Annotated in this window: 17 protein-coding genes; 9 read left to right on the top strand and 8 right to left on the bottom strand. The window is 50.2% G+C overall.

All coding sequences use genetic code 11. The features are described from left to right. Positions 1-225 precede the first annotated feature (225 nt). From metA to aceK, 4 genes are all read left to right on the top strand, one after another. Positions 226-1,155, top strand: coding sequence for a homoserine O-acetyltransferase MetA (gene metA / locus GBAG_RS00565; protein WP_034492341.1), 930 nt, complete (start codon positions 226-228; stop codon positions 1,153-1,155). A 259-nt stretch (positions 1,156-1,414) separates the two neighbouring features. Beyond that, a complete protein-coding gene (gene aceB / locus GBAG_RS00570; RefSeq protein ID WP_034492343.1) occupies positions 1,415-3,013 on the top strand; it encodes a malate synthase A in 1,599 nt (532 codons plus the stop codon). Positions 3,014-3,047: 34 nt separating this feature from the next. Further along, positions 3,048-4,355 carry an isocitrate lyase gene (gene aceA / locus GBAG_RS00575; RefSeq protein ID WP_034492345.1) on the top strand — a complete coding sequence of 436 codons (1,308 nt, stop codon included), beginning with the start codon at positions 3,048-3,050 and terminating at the stop codon, positions 4,353-4,355. 111 nt (positions 4,356-4,466) lie between these two features. Then, positions 4,467-6,209 (top strand): bifunctional isocitrate dehydrogenase kinase/phosphatase, encoded by a 1,743-nt coding sequence (gene aceK, locus GBAG_RS00580; protein WP_034492348.1) that lies wholly within the window; start codon positions 4,467-4,469, stop codon positions 6,207-6,209. On the opposite strand, the gene iclR is transcribed toward aceK, so the two are convergent. The 3 genes from iclR to GBAG_RS00595 form a co-directional block, all read right to left on the bottom strand. After that, on the bottom strand, positions 6,206-7,039 hold the full coding sequence (gene iclR / locus GBAG_RS00585) for a glyoxylate bypass operon transcriptional repressor IclR (protein WP_034492349.1): 834 nt from the start codon (positions 7,037-7,039) through the stop codon (positions 6,206-6,208). The two genes, aceK and iclR, sit on opposite strands and share 4 nt — an antisense overlap. Positions 7,040-7,131: 92 nt before the next feature. Continuing rightward, positions 7,132-7,548, bottom strand: a complete 417-nt coding sequence (locus tag GBAG_RS00590) for a hypothetical protein (protein WP_034492352.1) — start codon at positions 7,546-7,548, stop codon at positions 7,132-7,134. A 7-nt stretch (positions 7,549-7,555) separates the two neighbouring features. After that, a complete protein-coding gene (locus GBAG_RS00595) occupies positions 7,556-8,329 on the bottom strand; it encodes a hypothetical protein (RefSeq protein ID WP_051873604.1) in 774 nt (257 codons plus the stop codon). Positions 8,330-8,579: 250 nt separating this feature from the next. Here GBAG_RS00595 and metH point away from each other — a divergent pair, with 250 nt between their 5' ends. From metH to GBAG_RS00610, 3 genes are all read left to right on the top strand, one after another. Continuing rightward, on the top strand, positions 8,580-12,263 hold the full coding sequence (gene metH / locus GBAG_RS00600) for a methionine synthase (protein ID WP_034492356.1): 3,684 nt from the start codon (positions 8,580-8,582) through the stop codon (positions 12,261-12,263). Positions 12,264-12,479: 216 nt separating this feature from the next. Further along, entirely contained in the window at positions 12,480-14,108 is a 1,629-nt protein-coding gene (locus GBAG_RS00605) for a Na/Pi cotransporter family protein (RefSeq protein WP_034492358.1), read from the top strand. A 61-nt stretch (positions 14,109-14,169) separates the two neighbouring features. After that, positions 14,170-14,577 carry a hypothetical protein gene (locus GBAG_RS00610; protein ID WP_034492361.1) on the top strand — a complete coding sequence of 136 codons (408 nt, stop codon included), beginning with the start codon at positions 14,170-14,172 and terminating at the stop codon, positions 14,575-14,577. Positions 14,578-14,620: 43 nt separating this feature from the next. Here the strand turns inward: GBAG_RS00610 and GBAG_RS00615 are convergent, their stop codons facing one another. After that, complete coding sequence (locus tag GBAG_RS00615) at positions 14,621-14,914, bottom strand: addiction module antidote protein (RefSeq protein WP_034492363.1); 294 nt, start codon at positions 14,912-14,914, stop codon at positions 14,621-14,623. Continuing rightward, positions 14,901-15,215, bottom strand: a complete 315-nt coding sequence (locus GBAG_RS00620) for a type II toxin-antitoxin system RelE/ParE family toxin (protein WP_156104837.1) — start codon at positions 15,213-15,215, stop codon at positions 14,901-14,903. Before GBAG_RS00620 ends, GBAG_RS00615 begins: the two co-directional genes overlap by 14 nt. Before the next feature lie 219 nt (positions 15,216-15,434). On the opposite strand from GBAG_RS00620, the gene rluF reads away from it, so the two are divergent. After that, complete coding sequence (gene rluF / locus GBAG_RS00625; protein WP_034492369.1) at positions 15,435-16,313, top strand: 23S rRNA pseudouridine(2604) synthase RluF; 879 nt, start codon at positions 15,435-15,437, stop codon at positions 16,311-16,313. 1 nt (position 16,314) lies between these two features. On the opposite strand, the gene GBAG_RS00630 is transcribed toward rluF, so the two are convergent. Next, on the bottom strand, positions 16,315-16,587 hold the full coding sequence (locus tag GBAG_RS00630; RefSeq protein WP_034492372.1) for a YjbD family protein: 273 nt from the start codon (positions 16,585-16,587) through the stop codon (positions 16,315-16,317). 207 nt (positions 16,588-16,794) lie between these two features. Here GBAG_RS00630 and psiE point away from each other — a divergent pair, with 207 nt between their 5' ends. After that, positions 16,795-17,202 (top strand): phosphate-starvation-inducible protein PsiE, encoded by a 408-nt coding sequence (gene psiE / locus GBAG_RS00635; RefSeq protein ID WP_034492374.1) that lies wholly within the window; start codon positions 16,795-16,797, stop codon positions 17,200-17,202. A 92-nt stretch (positions 17,203-17,294) separates the two neighbouring features. On the opposite strand, the gene malG is transcribed toward psiE, so the two are convergent. Together malG and malF are read right to left on the bottom strand one after the other, a co-directional pair. Next, the gene (malG, locus tag GBAG_RS00640; RefSeq protein WP_034492378.1) at positions 17,295-18,185 is read right to left on the bottom strand and encodes a maltose ABC transporter permease MalG; all 891 of its coding nucleotides are present in this window, start codon (positions 18,183-18,185) and stop codon (positions 17,295-17,297) included. Between the two features lie 12 nt (positions 18,186-18,197). Next, positions 18,198-19,742, bottom strand: coding sequence for a maltose ABC transporter permease MalF (malF, locus tag GBAG_RS00645; RefSeq protein WP_034492380.1), 1,545 nt, complete (start codon positions 19,740-19,742; stop codon positions 18,198-18,200). Between the last annotated feature and the right edge of the window lie 52 nt (positions 19,743-19,794).

Here is a 19,794-nt window from a genome sequence, read left to right on the forward strand (position 1 = left end):
TTTATGCGATCACCCTTCATAATCCCCTCTCTGCAAGTCAACTTCAGCCTTATAATTCACTGCAAAACAAGCTATTACCCAGTCTATTCCACTGCCCGTAAAATCTGTGCTTAAGTGAAACATTTTCAACTATCTTATGAATACTCGACATTTGACAGGCGGCGAGTTATCTTCAGCTATCTGGATGTCTAAACGTTTATACGTATGCTGTGAGGATAAAAGGTTATGCCAATTCGGGTACTGGATGAGTTACCAGCCGTCAATTTCCTGCGTGATGAGAATGTTTTTGTCATGACAACATCGCGCGCAAGCAATCAGGAAATCCGTCCGCTAAAAGTGCTCATACTTAATCTGATGCCGAAAAAGATTGAGACGGAGAACCAGTTTTTACGTCTGCTTTCTAACTCTCCTCTACAGGTTGATGTCCAGCTGTTGCGCATTGATTCTCGTGAATCCCGTAATACACCGACTGAACACCTCAACAACTTCTACTGTAATTTCGAAGATATACAGGATGAAAATTTTGATGGCTTGATCGTGACCGGCGCGCCATTGGGTCTGGTGGAATTTAATGATGTGGCTTATTGGCCGCAAATAGAACAGGTCATTCACTGGGCAAAAGATCACGTTACCTCAACGCTATTTGTGTGTTGGGCTGTGCAGGCAGCGCTAAATATCCTCTACGGGATTCCGAAGCAAACGCGTAAAGATAAGCTCTCTGGAGTATATGAACACAATCTCACTTATCCACACGCCCTGTTAACACGCGGCTTTGATGACTCCTTCCTGGCACCACATTCACGTTATGCAGATTTCCCGGCATCTTTGATTCGAGACTATACCGATCTCGAAGTTCTGGCTGAGTCAGAAGAAGGGGATGCTTACCTTTTTGGCAGTAAAGATAAACGCATTGCTTTTGTCACGGGCCATCCGGAATATGATGCACACACGCTGTCAGGCGAATATTTCCGTGACGTCGAAGCAGGCCTAAATCCAGATGTGCCGTACAATTACTTCCCGAATAACGATCCGCAGAGAAAGCCGCATGCTACCTGGCGTAGCCATGGGAATTTACTGTTCACAAACTGGCTAAATTACTACGTTTACCAGATCACGCCATTCGATCTGCGCCATATGAACCCAACGCTCGATTAAGCGTTTCAGCATCCCATCAGCACTGAGATCAAGGCACCTTCGGGTGCCTTTTTTGTTTTCTAAAAACACATTCCCCAAATGAATAAATTTTAATCTCATATATATCAATGTGATAAATGATTTTCATTTCAAAAATGGAAATAGTTTTTGATTTTAGAAAATCATGAAGTAGTCTTAAACCTGTTGAGTGAAAACACCGCACTGGACGTACCAGATAAAATCGGTTTTAGCGACGGGATGAGATGAGGGGATAAATCCAATGACACAACAGACAGTTAGCGAAGAGTTGGCCTTTAGCCAGCCGTTTGGTGAACAAGAGCGGCAGGTTCTGACGCCCGATGCAGTAGAGTTTCTCAGTGAACTCGTCACCCGGTTTACCCCACAACGTAATAAGCTGCTGGCGGCACGCACCGTTCAGCAGGCAGAAATCGACGGCGGTAAACTTCCAGGTTTTATTTCGGAAACAAGTTCCATTCGAGAATCTGAATGGACTATTCGTGGAGTGCCGAACGATTTACTGGATCGACGGGTCGAGATCACAGGGCCGGTCGAACGCAAGATGGTGATTAACGCGCTGAATGCTAACGTCAAAGTGTTTATGGCTGACTTTGAAGATTCGCTCGCACCCAGTTGGAGCAAAGTTATCGATGGGCAAATCAACCTGCGCGATGCCATCAACGGCACCATTAGCTGGACCAACGAAGCCGGCAAAATATACCAGTTGAAGCCAGACCCAGCGGTGTTGGTTTGTCGCGTCCGTGGTCTTCACTTGCCGGAAAAACACGTGACCTGGCGTAATGAGCCGATCCCTGGCAGCCTGTTTGATTTTGCGCTCTACTTCTTCCACAACGTGGATGCTTTGCTGGCAAAAGGAAGCGGCCCCTATTTCTACCTGCCTAAAACCCAATCCTGGCAAGAAGCGGCCTGGTGGAGTGAAGTATTCAGTTTTACCGAAGATCATTTCTCCCTTCCGCGCGGCACCATCAAAGCGACGCTGTTGATTGAAACGCTGCCTGCGGTATTCCAGATGGATGAGATCCTGCACGCACTGCGCGATCACATCGTTGGGCTGAACTGTGGTCGCTGGGACTATATTTTCAGCTACATCAAAACGTTAAAAAACCATCCGGATCGCGTTCTGCCAGATCGTCAGTCAGTCACCATGGACAAGCCTTTCCTGAACGCTTATTCACGCCTGCTGATCAAAACGTGTCATCGCCGTGGGGCTTTTGCCATGGGCGGCATGGCGGCATTCATTCCGAGTAAAGAAAGTGCCCGCAACGAATGGGTGCTCAATAAAGTTAAAACAGACAAGCAAATGGAAGCGACCAACGGCCACGATGGCACTTGGATTGCGCATCCAGGGCTTGCTGACACGGTAGTGGAAGTTTTTGATAAAGCGCTGGGTGACAATAAAAACCAGCTACATGTTTTACGTGAGGAAGATGCACCGATTACTGCGGCACAACTGCTGGAGCCTTGCCCAGGTGAGCGCACAGAAGCAGGCATGCGTGCCAATATCCGCGTTGCTGTGCAATACATCGAAGCATGGATTTCGGGCAATGGTTGCGTGCCGATTTACGGCTTGATGGAAGATGCCGCGACGGCAGAAATTTCCCGTACCTCTATCTGGCAGTGGATTCACCATCAAAAAACGTTGAGTAACGGCGAAACGGTCACTAAGGCGCTGTTCCGCAAGATGCTGGCCGAAGAAATGTTCGTTATTCAGGAAGAACTCGGTGACAAGCGTTTCAGCCAGGGGCGCTTTGATGAAGCGGCTCGCCTGATGGAGCAAATCACCACTTCCGAGACGTTAATCGACTTCCTGACGCTGCCGGGCTACCGCCTGCTTGCTTAAACCCTACGACATAAAAAAATATGGAGCATCTGCTATGAAAACCTCACGCAACCAACAAATTCAACAATTACAAGAAGACTGGACGCAAGCTCGCTGGGACGGTATCAAGCGCCCATACAGCGCGGAAGAGGTCGTGAAATTGCGTGGTTCTGTGAACCCGGAATGTACGCTAGCGCAAAATGGCGCGGCCAGAATGTGGCGCTTGCTGCATGGTGAATCGAAAAAGGGCTACATCAACAGCCTTGGCGCGTTAACTGGCGGGCAAGCGTTGCAACAAGCGAAAGCGGGCATCGAAGCCATTTATCTGTCTGGCTGGCAGGTGGCGGCAGATGCCAACCTCGCATCCAGCATGTACCCGGATCAATCGTTATATCCGGCAAACTCAGTGCCTGCGGTGGTCGATCGGATCAACAACACATTCCGCCGCGCCGATCAGATCCAATGGGCATCCAACATTGAGGAAGGTGATCCGCGCTATGTCGATTACTACCTGCCGATCGTAGCAGATGCGGAAGCCGGTTTTGGAGGCGTACTGAACGCATTTGAGCTGATGAAATCGATGATTCAGGCCGGTGCAGCAGCCGTACACTTTGAAGACCAACTGGCATCCGTGAAGAAATGCGGACACATGGGCGGCAAGGTGCTGGTGCCGACTCAGGAAGCCATTCAGAAACTTGTCGCTGCCCGCCTGGCTGCGGACGTGATGGGTGTTCCAACACTGGTCATTGCCCGAACCGATGCCGATGCTGCGGATTTAATCACCTCGGATTGCGACGAATACGACCGCGAATTTGTAACGGGCGAGCGCACGCAAGAAGGTTTCTACCGTACTCGTGCTGGCATTGAGCAGGCTATCAGCCGTGGCCTGGCTTACGCGCCATATGCCGATTTGGTGTGGTGCGAAACGTCCAAACCTGACCTTGAACAGGCGCGTCGCTTTGCTGATGCCATCCATGCTCGCTTCCCTGGCAAACTGTTGGCCTACAACTGCTCGCCATCGTTTAACTGGAAGAAAAACCTCGACGACAAAACCATTGCTTCATTCCAGGAAGAGCTGTCAGCAATGGGCTACAAATATCAATTCATTACGCTCGCTGGCATTCACAGCATGTGGTTCAACATGTTCGATCTGGCGCACGCTTACGCGCAGGGTGAAGGGATGCGCCATTACGTGGAAAAAGTGCAGCAGCCAGAATTTGCCGCAGCACCTGAAGGCTACACCTTCGTTTCCCATCAACAGGAAGTGGGCACCGGTTACTTCGACCGTGTGACGACGATTATTCAGGGTGGTGCTTCTTCAGTGACTGCATTAACGGGTTCAACGGAAGAAGAGCAGTTCTAAAACAATCCTCATCCCAACCTTCTCCCTGAGGGAGAAGGAGAAAAACTCGATCAGTCCCCTCTCCCTCAGGGAGAGGGCCAGGGTGAGGGGAAATTCGCGACGGAGAAACCTATGACGCGACGGCTGGAATTGTTAATCGCCCACACCATCCTGCAAGGTTTTGACGCGCAGTATGGCCGCTTTCTTGAAGTCACCTCCGGAGCGCAGCAGCGCTTCGAACAAGCCGACTGGCACGCGGTACAGCGGGCGATGAAAAGCCGTATCCATCTCTACGATCATCACGTCGGTCTGGTGGTCGAACAATTGCGCTGCATTACCGATGGCCAGCATACGGACGACGAATTTTTATTGCGTGTCAAAGCGCAGTACACCCAGTTATTGCCCGATTACCCTCGCTTTGAAATTGCCGAAAGCTTTTTCAATTCAGTTTATTGTCGGCTCTTCGATCACCGCTCGTTATCTCCAGAGCGGCTTTTTATTTTCAGCTCTCAGGACGAAACGCGCTTTCGCGCTATTCCTCGTCCGCTGTCAAAAACCTTTACCCCAGCTTTAGGCTGGCAGCCGCTTTTGCGCTCAGTACTACGGGATTTGCCTTTGCGCCTGCCGTGGCAAGATCTAGCCCGCGACGCCGGTTACATCATTGCGCATCTGACTGAAACCTTTGGTAATGAGGCTTTGCAGCAGGCATCTCTCGAAATTGCCAACGAATTATTTTATCGAAATAAAGCCGCCTGGCTGGTCGGGAAGCTGGTTCTTCCGACGGGCAAGGTGCCTTTTTTGTTGCCGATACATCGCACCGATGACGGACATTTAGTGGTAGATACCTGCTTAACCAGCAGCGCTGAAGCCAGCATCGTTTTTGGTTTTGCCCGCTCCTATTTCATGGTTTACGCCCCGCAACCTGCGGCATTAGTCGAATGGTTGCGTGAACTCTTGCCCGGAAAAACCACAGCTGAGCTGTACATGGCGATTGGTTGTCAAAAACACGGTAAAACAGAAAGTTATCGTGAATATCTGACGTATATCTCAGCCACTGATGAGCAGTTTATTGAAGCGCCGGGTATTCGCGGCATGGTGATGCTGGTATTTACACTTCCTGGTTTTGACCGGGTTTTCAAGGTGATTAAAGATAAGTTTGCCCCGCAAAAAGAAGTCACTGCCGAGCGCGTTCGCGAATGCTATCAACTGGTGAAGGAACACGATCGTGTCGGGCGTATGGCTGATACCCAGGAGTTTGAAAATTTTGTGCTGTCTAAACATCAGATAAGCCAGCCGCTGCTCGACCTGTTAAAGCTGGAAGTGCCTGAAAAACTCACCGATCTTGGCGACAGTATTGCCATTAGCCATCTGTATATTGAACGCAGAATGGTGCCGCTGAATCTGTGGCTGGAACAGGTGGAAGGCCAGCAATTACGCGATGCCGTTGAAGAATATGGCAACGCTATCCGCCAGCTTGCGGCGGCGAATATTTTCCCCGGCGACATGCTATTTAAAAACTTTGGCGTCACCCGTCACGGGCGCGTGGTGTTCTACGATTACGATGAAATTTGCTATATGACCGAAGTGAATTTCCGTAACGTTCCTCCGCCGCGTTACCCGGAGGACGAACTCTCAGCCGAACCGTGGTACAGCGTGGCGCCATGCGATGTTTTCCCGGAGGAGTTTCGCCACTATTTATGCGCCGACCCGCGTATTCGCCTGATATTCGATGAAATGCACGGCGACTTATTCCGTGCTGATTACTGGCGCGCGTTGCAGGAGAGAATCCGCAACGGGCATGTGGAGGATGTTTTTGCCTACCGCAAACGGCAGCGTTTTTGCTCTCGTTTTGGCGATTTAAAGCAGGCGGGTTAGCGCCCGCCGCCGTAAGCCTGAGTAATCTCTTTCGCCGCTTTGATCACTAACGCGCCCAACTCAGTAACGCGGTCATCTGTCACGCGTGAAATTGGGCCGGAAATCGAAATCGCGGCGAACGCTTCATGGTGCTCGTCATAAATACACGCCGCCACACAACGCAGCCCCAGCGCATGTTCTTCATCATCAAATGAGTAACCGCGCTTGCGAGTCTGCGCCAAATCTTCTTTCAGATGTAGCGGAGAAGTGAGCGTTGCAGGCGTGTAACTGTGCAGCCCTTTGCGATGCAGTAAAGTCGCGACCTGATCGTCACTCAGATTTGCCAGAAACACCTTCCCGGCACCTGAAGCGTGCATCGGTAGCTTGCCGCCAATCGGCGCTGACATACGCATCAGCTGCGCGCATTGTACCTGGTCAATGATAATCGCCTGGTGATCGCTATGGTCGAGCACCGCAAGATTCACGGTTTCGCCGGAATCTTCCATTAGCTTGCGCAGGATCGGGTGAACAATGGCGAGCAGGTTGCGGCTTTGTAAGAAGCTACTGCCGACGACAAACGCATGTGCGCCAATCGTCCAGTGGCCGAGATCGCCAATCTGGCGAACAAATCCGAGTTGCTGCATGGTAGTGAGCAGTCGGTGGGTGGTGGAGTTCGGTAAACCAGCCTGTTGTGCCAGCTCGGTGAGCGCAACGCTACCATGCGATTCGGCAATCCATTCAAGCAGTTTCAGGCCACGCGTAAGTGACTGAACTTGCCCGGTTGGCTGAGGTGCAGCCACTGTGGCAGCGCGTGGTTTTTTTCCACGTTTGGCGGGAACGGCAGCAACCATAACTGACTCCTGTTTTCGTATCGTGGAAATCATTTTCGTTTTATTTGGCGATAATGCAACCAGCATCAGACTCATCGGAGCAGTCAGGTGAACTAGTAAACGATAAGTTCGTGCACTCCCTGGATAATTTCCTGAATGTAAGTCTGATCTAAGCCGGTACTACCTTCGATAAAAATATCAGCATGAGCTTCGGTTGATAATTTGAACTTCAAATAATATGTTTCAAAAGGTATGATATTTTTTCCAACAATCAATGTAATCATTCCTTCCATTGGGCTAAAAGTTACTTCATCGGTGGAGTTATTTTCTCGTAAATGACAAAGGTTATGTTGAAATTCCTCTAGTTCTCCAAGATAGCACTCCCATGTTGTTGCAAGATGAATTCCTTTTGATTTGAATTCGACATACATATTCAACAATTTATGATAAAAACCAAATTCTGGAGTGTTGGTTATTTTTTCAAAAGGTGTTATTTCCAATTCAATAACACTATTAACTATTTTCAGCATGTTTACCTCAAGATTTATAGGCAAAGTGAGTTATTGTCCATGTTCTTTCGTCGACAATGACTTCTAAAGTGTAGTCTTTGTTTTCAAATATCTTATCCGTGTCATTATACCACGATCGGCGAATTTTTATTTCATAGCGTTTCAGGATTCGCACGGAGTTCCCTTTTATATCAGGCAATCTTTTACCATAACGTATCGCCTTTTCAAGAATATAAACGGGAACATACCTGCCCGCTTCACTCATATGACGGGCTGGGGTAGGTGTGAACTTTAACATTTTTGCAGATAAGCCAACCTTTAGCCGTCCACGAAGCATGCCGATAATTTGTTCGGTAAATACTGATGAGAATTTAACAGCGATCCTACGTTCTGTTAGCGCTTCGAAAGTGTGAAAACCCTGGCGAACGCCTTTATATAACAAAGCTCCCAAGAATAAAATATCGATAGGATCAATGAGTGACGATTCTAAGGGGAGCTCATGGTAAGTAACAAGTTTGCCTTCTGCATCAAAAATATCATAAAGGCCACCTCCGTGCTTACGTGCGTAACCAAGACAAATGCCGCTCTCATCATCAATAATAGGTGCTGAAAATGGAGGCAGTGGAGTATCAGGTTCAGTCGAAAAATACTCTCCAGGTAATAAGGGCGAAGTGAAGGTATATTCCTTTGCATTAGATAAGGAAGCGAAGAGTTCATCAGGTGAGTAAGACATCTTTTCTATTCTCGTTATAAAAGAAAAGATGTTATTCCCTTCGATTGAGGCGAAGTTGATTTCGCTCATAAAAGAGACACTGATAGTGTCCGAAATAAAATCGAATTGTTATATAAATAGTTTGTATAGTTTAGTGTAATTGAAAATATGTATATATCATTCGGCGTCTTTGGAATGGCTCAAACACGATTTATTGTATTTCTGTTCACCCTGAAAAACTCTCAAGCAGACCTCGAAGGCACCTGTGGTAGGATGAAATTACATCCCACAACAAAAACGATATGTGGATGAAGCACACAATACGCGCGAGGAATCTGAGTTGAGCAACAAAGTAGAAAAACTGCATCAGCAGTTGCAACAACGCATTTTGGTACTGGATGGTGGCATGGGAACCATGATTCAGAGCTACCGTCTTGATGAGAGCGATTTCCGGGGTGAGCGCTTTGCTGACTGGCCGTGTGACCTGAAAGGGAACAACGACTTGCTGGTGCTGAGCAAACCGGAAACGATTGCCGCTATTCACTACGCCTACTTTGAAGCCGGTGCCGACATCGTCGAAACCAACACCTTCAACTCAACGACCATCGCGATGGCGGATTACCAAATGGAATCCCTGTCGGCAGAAATAAACTACGAAGCGGCGAAGTTAGCCCGCGCCTGCGCCGATGAATGGACCGCACGCACACCAGAAAAACCACGCTACGTAGCCGGTGTATTAGGCCCAACCAACCGTACCGCGTCTATTTCTCCAGACGTTAACGATCCCGCATTCCGTAACGTGACCTTTGATCAACTGGTGGAAGCGTATCGCGAATCCACTCGTGCGCTGGTGGAAGGTGGCTCTGACCTGATAATGATTGAAACGGTGTTCGATACCCTGAACGCCAAAGCGGCGATTTTTGCCGTGAAAACTGAATTTGAAGCACTGGGCGTTGATCTCCCGATCATGATTTCCGGCACCATTACCGATGCCTCTGGCCGTACGCTTTCCGGGCAAACGACCGAAGCGTTCTATAACTCATTGCGCCACGCGGACGCGCTGACTTTCGGCCTGAACTGCGCACTGGGGCCAGATGAATTGCGCCAGTACGTGGCAGAACTTTCGCGCATTGCCGAATGTTACGTTACCGCGCACCCGAACGCCGGGCTGCCGAATGCTTTCGGTGAATACGATTTGGATGCCAGAGAAATGGCAAAACAAATTGGCGAATGGGCGCAGGCCGGGTTCCTGAATATCATCGGTGGTTGCTGTGGCACCACGCCGGAACATATCGCCGCGATGAGCAAAGCCGTTGAAGGTGTTGCGCCGCGTAAACTGCCTGACCTGCCAGTCGCCTGTCGTTTAGCAGGGCTTGAACCGCTAAACATCACCGCAGAAAGCCTGTTTGTTAACGTCGGTGAACGTACTAACGTCACGGGTTCTGCCAAATTTAAGCGGCTGATCAAAGAAGATAAATATAACGAAGCGTTGGAAGTGGCTCTCCAGCAGGTAGAAAGCGGCGCGCAAATCATCGACATCAACATGGATGAAGGGATGCTCGACGCCGAAGCGGCGATGGTGCGTTTCCTCAACCTGATTGCCGGTGAGCCAGACATCGCCCGCGTGCCAATCATGATTGACTCCTCGAAATGGGATGTCATCGAAAAAGGCCTGAAATGCATTCAGGGCAAAGGCATCGTGAACTCGATTTCCATGAAAGAGGGGATCGAGCCGTTTATCCACCACGCAAAACTGGTGCGCCGCTACGGTGCCGCGATGGTGGTAATGGCGTTTGACGAAGTCGGTCAGGCCGACACCCGCGAGCGCAAAATCGAAATTTGCCGTCGCGCCTACAAAATTCTGACCGAAGAAGTTGGCTTCCCACCTGAAGACATAATTTTTGACCCGAATATTTTTGCCGTCGCGACGGGTATTGAAGAACACAACAACTACGCCCAGGACTTTATCGGCGCCTGTGAAGACATCAAACGCGAACTGCCGCATGCGATGATTTCCGGCGGTGTATCGAACGTGTCGTTCTCTTTCCGTGGTAACGACCCGGTACGCGAAGCGATTCACGCTGTGTTCCTCTATTACGCCATTCGCAATGGTATGGACATGGGGATTGTGAACGCCGGACAACTGGCGATTTACGACGATCTCTCTGAAGAACTGCGTAATGCCGTTGAAGACGTGATTCTGAACCGTCGTGATGACAGCACCGAACGCTTGTTGGATTTGGCTGAAAAATATCGCGGCAGTAAAAGTGACGATGGCGCGAACGCTCAACAAGCCGAATGGCGCAGTTGGGATGTGAAAAAGCGTCTTGAATACTCGCTGGTTAAAGGCATCACCGAGTTTATTGAACTCGATACAGAAGAAGCCCGTCAGCAGGCTGAACGCCCGATTCAGGTTATTGAAGGCCCGCTGATGGATGGCATGAACGTGGTCGGCGACTTGTTCGGCGAAGGGAAAATGTTCCTGCCGCAGGTGGTGAAATCAGCCCGCGTAATGAAACAAGCCGTGGCGTACCTCGAACCGTACATTGAAGCCAGCAAAGAAAAAGGCTCCACCAACGGTAAAATCGTGCTGGCGACGGTGAAAGGCGATGTTCACGACATCGGCAAAAACATCGTCGGCGTAGTGCTGCAATGTAATAACTACGAAATCATCGACCTTGGCGTGATGGTGCCAACCGAGAAGATCCTGAAAACCGCCCGTGAAGTGGGGGCCGATATTATCGGTCTGTCTGGCCTGATTACGCCGTCGCTGGACGAAATGGTTAACGTTGCCAAAGAGATGGAGCGCCAGGGCTTTACGCTGCCGCTGCTGATTGGCGGGGCGACGACTTCTAAAGCGCATACGGCGGTGAAAATCGAGCAGAACTACAGCGGCCCAACGGTTTACGTGCAAAATGCCTCGCGTACCGTCGGTGTGGTTTCAGCGCTACTTTCTCCGACTCAGCACGACGATTTTGTAGAACGCACGCGCAAAGAATACGTCACGGTGCGTACTCAGCATGCGCGTAAAAAACCACGCACGCCGCCAGTGTCACTTGCCGCCGCGCGTGAAAACGATCTGGCCTTCGACTGGACAAGCTACACGCCTCCGGTTCCCCATCGCCCAGGTGTACAGGAAGTGACTGCCAGCATCGAAACGCTGCGTAATTACATCGACTGGACGCCATTCTTCATGACCTGGTCGCTGGCCGGGAAATATCCGCGCATCCTGGAAGATGAAGTGGTCGGCGAAGAAGCGCAGCGTTTGTTCAAAGACGCGAACGACATGCTCGACAAACTTCATGCAGAAAAATTGCTGACGCCGCGTGGCGTTGTCGGGTTGTTCCCGGCAAACCGTGTGGACGACGACATCGAAATTTATCGCGATGAATCCCGTACTCAGGTGAAAACTGTCGCGCACCATCTGCGCCAGCAAACCGAGAAAGTCGGTTTCGCCAACTACTGCCTTGCCGATTTCGTCGCGCCAAAACACAGTGGCAAAGCGGATTATATCGGTGCCTTTGCCGTCACCGGCGGCATGGAAGAAGACACGTTAGCGGAAGGCTATGAAGCACAGCATGATGATTACAACAAAATCATGGTGAAAGCGCTGTCTGACCGCCTGGCGGAAGCCTTTGCCGAGTATCTACATGAACGCGTGCGTAAAGTTTACTGGGGCTATGCGCCAACGGAAAACCTCAGCAACGAAGAGCTTATCCGCGAAAACTACCAGGGGATTCGCCCGGCGCCAGGTTATCCAGCCTGCCCGGAACACACTGAGAAAGCGACCATCTGGGAGCTGCTCGACGTAGAAAATGTCGTGGGCATGAAACTCACTGAATCCTACGCCATGTGGCCCGGCGCATCCGTTTCCGGCTGGTATTTCAGCCACCCTGACAGCAAATATTACGCCGTTGCGCAGATTCAGCGCGACCAGGTGGAAGACTACGCGCGTCGCAAAGGGATGTCAGTCACTGATGTTGAACGTTGGTTAGCACCAAACCTGGGCTACGACGCGGACTAACATTCACACGCCCTCATCCCAACCTTCTCCCCCAGGAGAAGGAGTACACCGTTTATGCCCCCTCCCTCGTGGAGAGGAGCTTCCCGCTTTATTCCCTCTCCCTCAGGGAGAGGGCCAGGGGGAGGGTGGTTTACATCCCGAAACGTTTAATTCTCACCAGGCGTTATATACTGGAAAGAGAAGGAATTTCTCGTCTTATCATTTCCAGGAGAAAGTGTGCTGACATTACTGCATCTACTTTCTGCGGTGGCGCTATTGGTATGGGGTACGCACATTGTGCGTACCGGAATCATGCGCGTTTACGGTGCAAATCTCCGTAGCGTACTCAGCCGCAGTGTTGAAAAAAAACCGTTCGCCTTTTGTGCCGGGATTGGTGTTACCGCGCTGGTGCAAAGCAGCAACGCCACCACCATGTTGGTCACCTCTTTTGTGGCACAGGATCTGGTGGCGCTTACCCCTGCGCTGGTGATTGTGCTGGGGGCCGATGTCGGTACTGCGCTGATGGCGCGAATCCTGACCTTTGATCTCTCGTGGCTCTCGCCGCTACTCATCTTCATCGGCGTTATATTCTTCCTCAGTCGCAAACAAACTCGCGCCGGGCAACTTGGCCGTGTAGGCATTGGCCTTGGGCTTATTTTACTGGCGCTGGAGCTGATTGTTGCCGCTGTAACGCCGATAACCCAGGCCTCCGGTGTGCAGGTCATTTTCGCCTCGCTGACGGGCGATATCATGCTTGATGCGCTGATTGGCGCGATGTTCGCCATCATCAGTTATTCCAGCCTTGCCGCTGTGTTGCTGACCGCCACGCTGACATCCGCCGGTATTATCTCGTTTGATGTCGCACTGTGCCTGGTGATTGGTGCCAACCTTGGTTCTGGCTTGTTGGCGATGATCAATAACAGTACCGCCAATGCGGCTGCTCGTCGTGTTGCGCTCGGAAGTTTGTTATTCAAGCTGGTGGGCGGCGTGATTGTGCTGCCGTTTATTCATATTCTTGCAGACGCGATGCAAAAACTCTCGCAACCGGAATCTGAACTGGTTATCTATTTCCACGTGTTCTACAACCTGATTCGCTGCCTGGCGATGGTGCCATTTGCGGGTGCGATGGCGCGTTTTTGCCGGAGTGTAATCAGCGAAGTACCAGAAGTTGATGCGCGGATGAAGCCAAAACATCTTGATGTCACCGCTCTGGATACACCAGCGCTCGGGCTTTCCAACGCAGCACGTGAAACCCTGCGGATGGGCGATGTTCTTGAGCAAATGCTGGAAACCTGGAGCAAAGTGATGCACGGGGAGCCGCGCCAGGAGAAGGAACTGCGTAAGCTCGCCGATGATGTCGATGTGCTCTATACCGCAATCAAACTGTATATGGCGCAAATGCAAAAAGAGGAACTGGCGGAAGTCGAATCCCGTCGCTGGGCTGAAATTATTGAAATGTCGCTCAACCTTGAGCAGGCAGCGGATATTCTGGAACGTATGGGGAGCGAAGTGGCGGATAAATCGCTGGCCACTCGTCGGGCATTCTCGCCAGACGGCCTGAAAGAGCTGGATATTCTGCTCCAGCAATTAACCAGCAACCTGAAACTCAGCCTGTCGGTATTTTTCTCCGCAGACGTGAACAGCGCTCGCCGTTTGCGCCGTAATAAACATCGCTTCCGCATTCTGAATCGCCGCTTCTCACATGCGCACGTGGATCGCCTGCATCAGCAAAACGTGCAAAGTATCGAAACCAGCTCGCTGCACCTCGGTTTGCTCGGAGATATGAAGCGCCTGAACTCACTATTTTGTGCCGTTGCTTACAGTGTTCTTGAGCAACCTGATGATGACGAAAGAGATGAATACTAATTATTCTGACGTGGCTATCTGTTTATAATCGGGACGTTAATTTTTATAAAAAAGGAATTTAATGATGAGGCTAAAACAGATACTTGCCAGTGTGCTTTGCGTTGCAGCGCTAGCAGGGTGTGCAGCACTCGAACGAACCGAGCCAGTGCGCACGCCGCAGACCATTATCACTCAGCACGTAACCGCAGAGCAGGTTAAAAACGCGATTATCAATGCCGGGCAAGGGCGAGACTGGATCATGTCCGTGGCAGGCCCAGGAGTCATTAATGCGACGCAAAATATCCGCAAGCACAGCGTGACAGTTCGCATTAACTACAGCGAAAGAAACTACTCAATTAACTATGTCAGCAGTGTGAATTTGTTGGCATCCGATGGCGAAATACACCGTTCTTATAATCACTGGGTGAATAATCTGGATAAAGATATTCAGAAGAAATTAGCAGTGATGGCGGCGACGCCTGCCAAATAACCCCCTTTGCGGGCAATGATCTTCGAGTTTGTTGCCTTTTTTGTCAGGAGCGTGGGGACTTAATCGTCAATTCAATCCCCAGCGCTTTCATCACTGCCAGAGTGCTTTTGAGCGTAGGATTCCCTTCTTCACTGAATGAACGATACAACTGCTCGCGAGACAAGCCCGTCTCAGTAGCAACGGATGTCATCCCTTTTGCCCGCGCCACAACGCCCAGTGCCTGGGCTATGAATGCTGCATCGCCTGTTTCTAGTGCGTCGGCCATGAAAAAGGCAATTTCTTCGTCATCTACTAAGGCTGCTGCGGGATCATAATCCGTTACTTTAATCTTCTTCATCCTCGCCCTCTATCATGGCTCTGGCTAGCATTTGTGCCAGCCGTATGTCTCGTGATTGTGTACTTTTATTGCCACCGCATAGCAGCAGAATAATAACTTCATCACGTTGCTGGAAATATATGCGATAGCCTGGACCATAATGAATTCTTAATTCGCTTAGGCCGCCACCAACAGGTCGTACATCTCCGGGCAAACCATCTTTCAAACGCAATAGGCGAGTGCCAATGATCGTTTTTATTCTTCGATCTTTAAGACTCGCTTCCCACAAGCGAAACGCATCCGTTTGTTTCAGGGTTTTTATCGTCATTGTAGTTTATAAAATACGTAATGAATAGTGGCCAGGAACCCGAACCTATTCGTTTACGCAGGCGCGTTACAACTGAGTCGTTATCAATCTGGAAAGCACGCCGCAACTTACATTTCCGTTATGCGAGACATGCCGAGATAATCAGACAATCTGCGCTCTGCCTGTTCGCATCGCCCCTCAGGTAAGGTATATTCCGGGTTTTACGGAGGAACCATGCTGCCTAACTCATCTATACGTCTGAACAAATACATTAGCGAGAGCGGCATCTGCTCGCGCCGTGACGCCGACCGTTACATCGAACAGGGAAATGTTTTTATTAACGGTAAACGCGCCGCGATTGGCGATCAGGTATTTGCCGGAGATGTGGTGAAGGTTAATGGCCAGCTCATTGAACCCCGTGATGAAGACGATTTGGTGCTGATTGCGCTGAACAAGCCTGTGGGCATCGTGAGTACAACCGAAGACGGTGAGAAAGATAACATTGTCGATTTCGTTAACCACAGCAAACGCGTTTTCCCGATTGGGCGTCTGGATAAAGATTCTCAAGGGCTGATTTTCCTCACCAATCATGGCGATCTGGTGAATAAAATCCTGCGGGCCGGGAACGACCACGAAAAAGAATATGTTGTTACGGTCAACAAACCGGTCACTGACGAGTTCATTCGCGGCATGGGGGCGGGCGTTCCGATGCTGGGAACCGTCACCAGGAAATGCAAAGTGAAGAAAGAAGCTCCATTTGTGTTTCGTATCACGCTGGTGCAGGGGCTTAACCGTCAGATTCGCCGGATGTGCGAACACTTTGGTTATGACGTGACGAAGCTTGAGCGTACCCGCATCATGAATGTCAGCATGAAAGGGCTGCCGTTGGGTGAATGGCGTGATTTAACCGACGATGAATTGATTGAGTTATTTAAGTTGATTGAAAACTCTTCTTCCGAAGCGAAGCCAGCCGCTAAGGCAAAAGCAAAACCTAAGGCAGTTGCTGTTAAAAAGCCTGCCGTGAGTGGGCCGAAGAGCAGCGCTAAAACCCCGGCGGAGCTTGCTTCACGTAAACGCTTCGCTCAGCCAGGACGCAAGAAAAAGGGACGCTAAATTAGCGTTTCCCACGAGAGTGGCTGTTTGCAGACCAGGAATAGGTTGCAGACGTATCCGGTTTTAACGCTTTCTGTTTTTTAATCTGGCGGACTTTTTTGGCCGCCAATTCACGTTCTGCTATCAGTTGGTCGATATAAGTTTTTTTAACGTGGTTAATTTCTGAGTTTGTCAGAGGGCGGCCATGGGCGATGCGGGAGCGATCAAGGCGTGTTTTTAATTCGCGTTGCTCGGCTTCGGTCATATCTTGTTGTGTCAGTCTTGATGTGGACATTGTTGCGGCCTCTTAAGAAGTGGCTACCAGTGTAAAGCAAACTGCCCGCAACCTCAGTAAAAATCAGCATCCTCTCAATTATTACTTATCAAATCCTGCCATAGATTGTTGCCTTGGGCACTTTGCGTATATAAGTAAAAAATCTAGATCCAGATCACACTTTCAACGTATAACAACTCCTCGGTATCCTAACCCTCGAGGTGTTTTATGACATCTATCGCCCGCGTCGAGTTAATCGCTACCGTTATGCAAACGGTCCTTAATCTGGCTCTACTCACTCTTGGCCTGATTCTCATCATCTTTCTTGGCAAAGAAACGCTGCACCTGGCTAATGTGCTCTTCGCACCCAGCGAACAGGCCAGTAAATATCTGTTTATCGAAGGGCTGGTCGTTTACTTCCTGTATTTCGAATTTATTGCGCTGATTGTTAAGTATTTTCAGTCGGGATATCACTTCCCGCTGCGCTACTTTATCTACATCGGTATTACCGCCATTGTGCGTCTAATTATCATCGATCATAAACAACCGCTGGATGTGCTGATTTATTCCGGGGCGATTTTGCTGCTGGTGATTACGCTGTGGTTGTGTAATAGCAGTCGCTTAAAACGAGAATAAAAAAGGCGGCCCGCAGGCCGCCGAAGAAAATACAAAGTCAAATGAGGGGTACAGTGGCTTTACATCAGGTAGAGCAAGAACAACAGGAAATCTTAACCTTTCACCCCGCCAGCCGTCAGGCCGCTCACCAGCCAGCGTTGCGCCAGTAAGAACACGACAGTAATCGGAATGGCTGAAAGCACAGCGGCTGCGGCAAAGTCGCCCCACAAATAGTTCTGTGGATTGAGGTATTGCTGCATACCGACCGCCAGGGTGTAGCTGTTCACATCGCGCAGCAGCAACGATGCGACCGGGACTTCGGTAATCGCGGCAATGAACGACAAAATAAATACTACCGCCAGAATCGGTACAGAGAGCGGTAAAAGCACCAGGCGGAAGGCTTGCCATGGAGTTGCACCATCCAGTGCTGCCGCTTCTTCCAGCGAGTTATCAATCGTTTCGAAATAACCCTTAATCGTCCAGACATGCAGCGCGATACCGCCAAGATAGGCGAAGATCACCCCTCCGTGAGTGTTCAGGCCGATAAACGGAATGTACTGGCCGAGGCGGTCAAACAAGGCATACAACGCCACCAGTGACAGCACCGCTGGGAACATCTGGAAAATCAGCATCCCTTTCAGCAGCGTCGCTTTGCCAGGGAAACGCATACGGGCAAAAGCGTAAGCACACGTCGTTGAAAGTGTCACGATACCCAGCGCGGTAATCGCCGCGATTTTGATCGAGTTCCACAACCACAACAGCACCGGGAACGGCGGTGGCGTTACGCTACCATCCGCATGTTGCACGCTGAAACCCAGGGCTAATTTCCAGTGCTCCCAGGAAATTTGATCCGGGATCAGGCTGCCGGTGGCGAAGTTACCCGGACGCAGTGAAATCGCAATGACCATCAGCAGCGGGAACATAATTGCCGCAATAAAAATCAGTAGTAACAGATGCGTGGTAAACAGACGCAGCTTTTGAGATTTGGGTTGAACCATAGCCATGTGTGTTGCTCCTTAATCAAACTTCATGCGGGTGGCTTTCAGGTTAACAATCGCTAATGCGCCAACCAGGATGAAGATAAGCGTGGCGATAGCCGCAGCTAAACCAAAGTCCTGGCCGCCGCCACCTTCAAAGGCGATGCGGTAGGTGTAGCTCACCAGCAAGTCCGTGTAACCCGCAGGCGTGGTGGTACCAAGTCTATCCGGGCCGCCGTTGGTTAACAGTTGAATCAGCACGAAGTTGTTAAAGTTAAAGGCAAAACTGGCAATCATCAGCGGCGTCAGCGGCTTAATCAGCAGCGGCAGCGTGATTTTAAAGAAGTTCTGGAATGGGCCTGCGCCGTCCATTGCCGAGGCTTCGTATAAGTCGTCAGGAATTGCTTTCAACAAGCCCATGCACAGAATCATCATGTATGGATAACCGAGCCAGGTATTCACGATAATAATCATTGAACGCGCGGTGGTCGGGTCGCTAAACCAGGCGGGTTTGATACCAAACAGTGAGCTCAACATCATGTTGATTTCACCAAAGCTTTGGTTGAACAAGCCTTTGAAAATCAGGATAGAAATAAACGAAGGCACCGCGTAGGGCAGAATCAACATCACGCGATAAATCGCTTTGCCCTTCAGGGATTCCCACTGTACGACGCAGGCCAGAATCATGCCGACGGCTACGGTCAGAATCACCGTCAGGATGGAGAAGATCACCGTCCAGACGAAAATCGCCATAAATGGTTTCTGGATGCCTTCATCGTGGAACACGCGCAGGAAGTTCTTCCAGCCGATAGTCACGGTGTAGCCTGGGCTTAACTGTTCGTTGCCCCAGTTACCGTCGGCGTTAACTGACTGGTAGAAACCAATTTTATTGTTTGGACGATACTTCACGCCGCTTTGGTTGTTTGTCATCTCCCCGTTATCAGCCACAGTATACAAAGGGCGAGTGCCGGAGAACTGACGCAGGGAACTCATGGTCAGCGTGCTTTCATCAGGCATTTCAGCTGTGATTTGGGTCAGTGCCGCACGGTTTTGCGTAATCACGCGCAGATTGGCTTTTTCACCTTCTGGCAGCGCATCCGCTTCTTTCAATTTCAGGTGCTGTTCGCCACCAAATTTAAAGGTATCGGAGAGGTAATTCTTGCCGGATTCGCCGTCGGTAAGTGACAGTTGCCACTCATCACCCGCCGGGTACAGGCCGAAGTTAAAGGTTTTTCCCGCCTGATACTGGCGGTCCATCAGCACTTCTTGTGCACGTTCCTGCGTCAGCTGGTTGGTGCTGCTGTAGTTAGTGAAGGCGATGGCGATGGTACAGACCAGCGGGAACAGGACGAACAGCCCCATGCCGGCAAGACCGGGGTAAACATAACGCCAGGCATAAGCCTTGCGGTTAGCGTAAATATATAAGCCAAGTGAGCTTAAAATCAGCGTCATAATGGCAAACAGGTACTCCCCCTGGGCGTACATTAATACGACAAGATAACCAACCAGCAATCCTAACAGGCCGATGACTGACCACTTCAGCACATCGCTTTGCCACCAGTGGCTCTTTTTAATTACATCCATGGGGTGTTCCTCAACAGCTTTTCATCTGAAACCACCCTCACCCTAACCCTCT

The sequence above is a fragment of the Buttiauxella agrestis ATCC 33320 genome, assembly GCF_000735355.1.
GTDB lineage: Bacteria > Pseudomonadota > Gammaproteobacteria > Enterobacterales > Enterobacteriaceae > Buttiauxella > Buttiauxella agrestis.

Excerpts from the sequence above, each read along its gene's own strand:
- metA (WP_034492341.1), top strand. The coding sequence starts at position 226 with ATGCCAATTCGGGTACTGGATGAGTTACCAGCCGTCAATTTCCTGCGT.
- aceB (WP_034492343.1), top strand. The coding sequence starts at position 1,415 with ATGACACAACAGACAGTTAGCGAAGAGTTGGCCTTTAGCCAGCCGTTT.
- aceA (WP_034492345.1), top strand. The coding sequence starts at position 3,048 with ATGAAAACCTCACGCAACCAACAAATTCAACAATTACAAGAAGACTGG.
- aceK (WP_034492348.1), top strand. The coding sequence starts at position 4,467 with ATGACGCGACGGCTGGAATTGTTAATCGCCCACACCATCCTGCAAGGT.
- iclR (WP_034492349.1), bottom strand. The coding sequence starts at position 7,039 with ATGGTTGCTGCCGTTCCCGCCAAACGTGGAAAAAAACCACGCGCTGCC.
- GBAG_RS00590 (WP_034492352.1), bottom strand. The coding sequence starts at position 7,548 with ATGCTGAAAATAGTTAATAGTGTTATTGAATTGGAAATAACACCTTTT.
- GBAG_RS00595 (WP_051873604.1), bottom strand. The coding sequence starts at position 8,329 with ATGAGCGAAATCAACTTCGCCTCAATCGAAGGGAATAACATCTTTTCT.
- GBAG_RS00610 (WP_034492361.1), top strand. The coding sequence starts at position 14,170 with ATGATGAGGCTAAAACAGATACTTGCCAGTGTGCTTTGCGTTGCAGCG.
- GBAG_RS00615 (WP_034492363.1), bottom strand. The coding sequence starts at position 14,914 with ATGAAGAAGATTAAAGTAACGGATTATGATCCCGCAGCAGCCTTAGTA.
- rluF (WP_034492369.1), top strand. The coding sequence starts at position 15,435 with ATGCTGCCTAACTCATCTATACGTCTGAACAAATACATTAGCGAGAGC.
- GBAG_RS00630 (WP_034492372.1), bottom strand. The coding sequence starts at position 16,587 with ATGTCCACATCAAGACTGACACAACAAGATATGACCGAAGCCGAGCAA.
- psiE (WP_034492374.1), top strand. The coding sequence starts at position 16,795 with ATGACATCTATCGCCCGCGTCGAGTTAATCGCTACCGTTATGCAAACG.
- malG (WP_034492378.1), bottom strand. The coding sequence starts at position 18,185 with ATGGCTATGGTTCAACCCAAATCTCAAAAGCTGCGTCTGTTTACCACG.
- malF (WP_034492380.1), bottom strand. The coding sequence starts at position 19,742 with ATGGATGTAATTAAAAAGAGCCACTGGTGGCAAAGCGATGTGCTGAAG.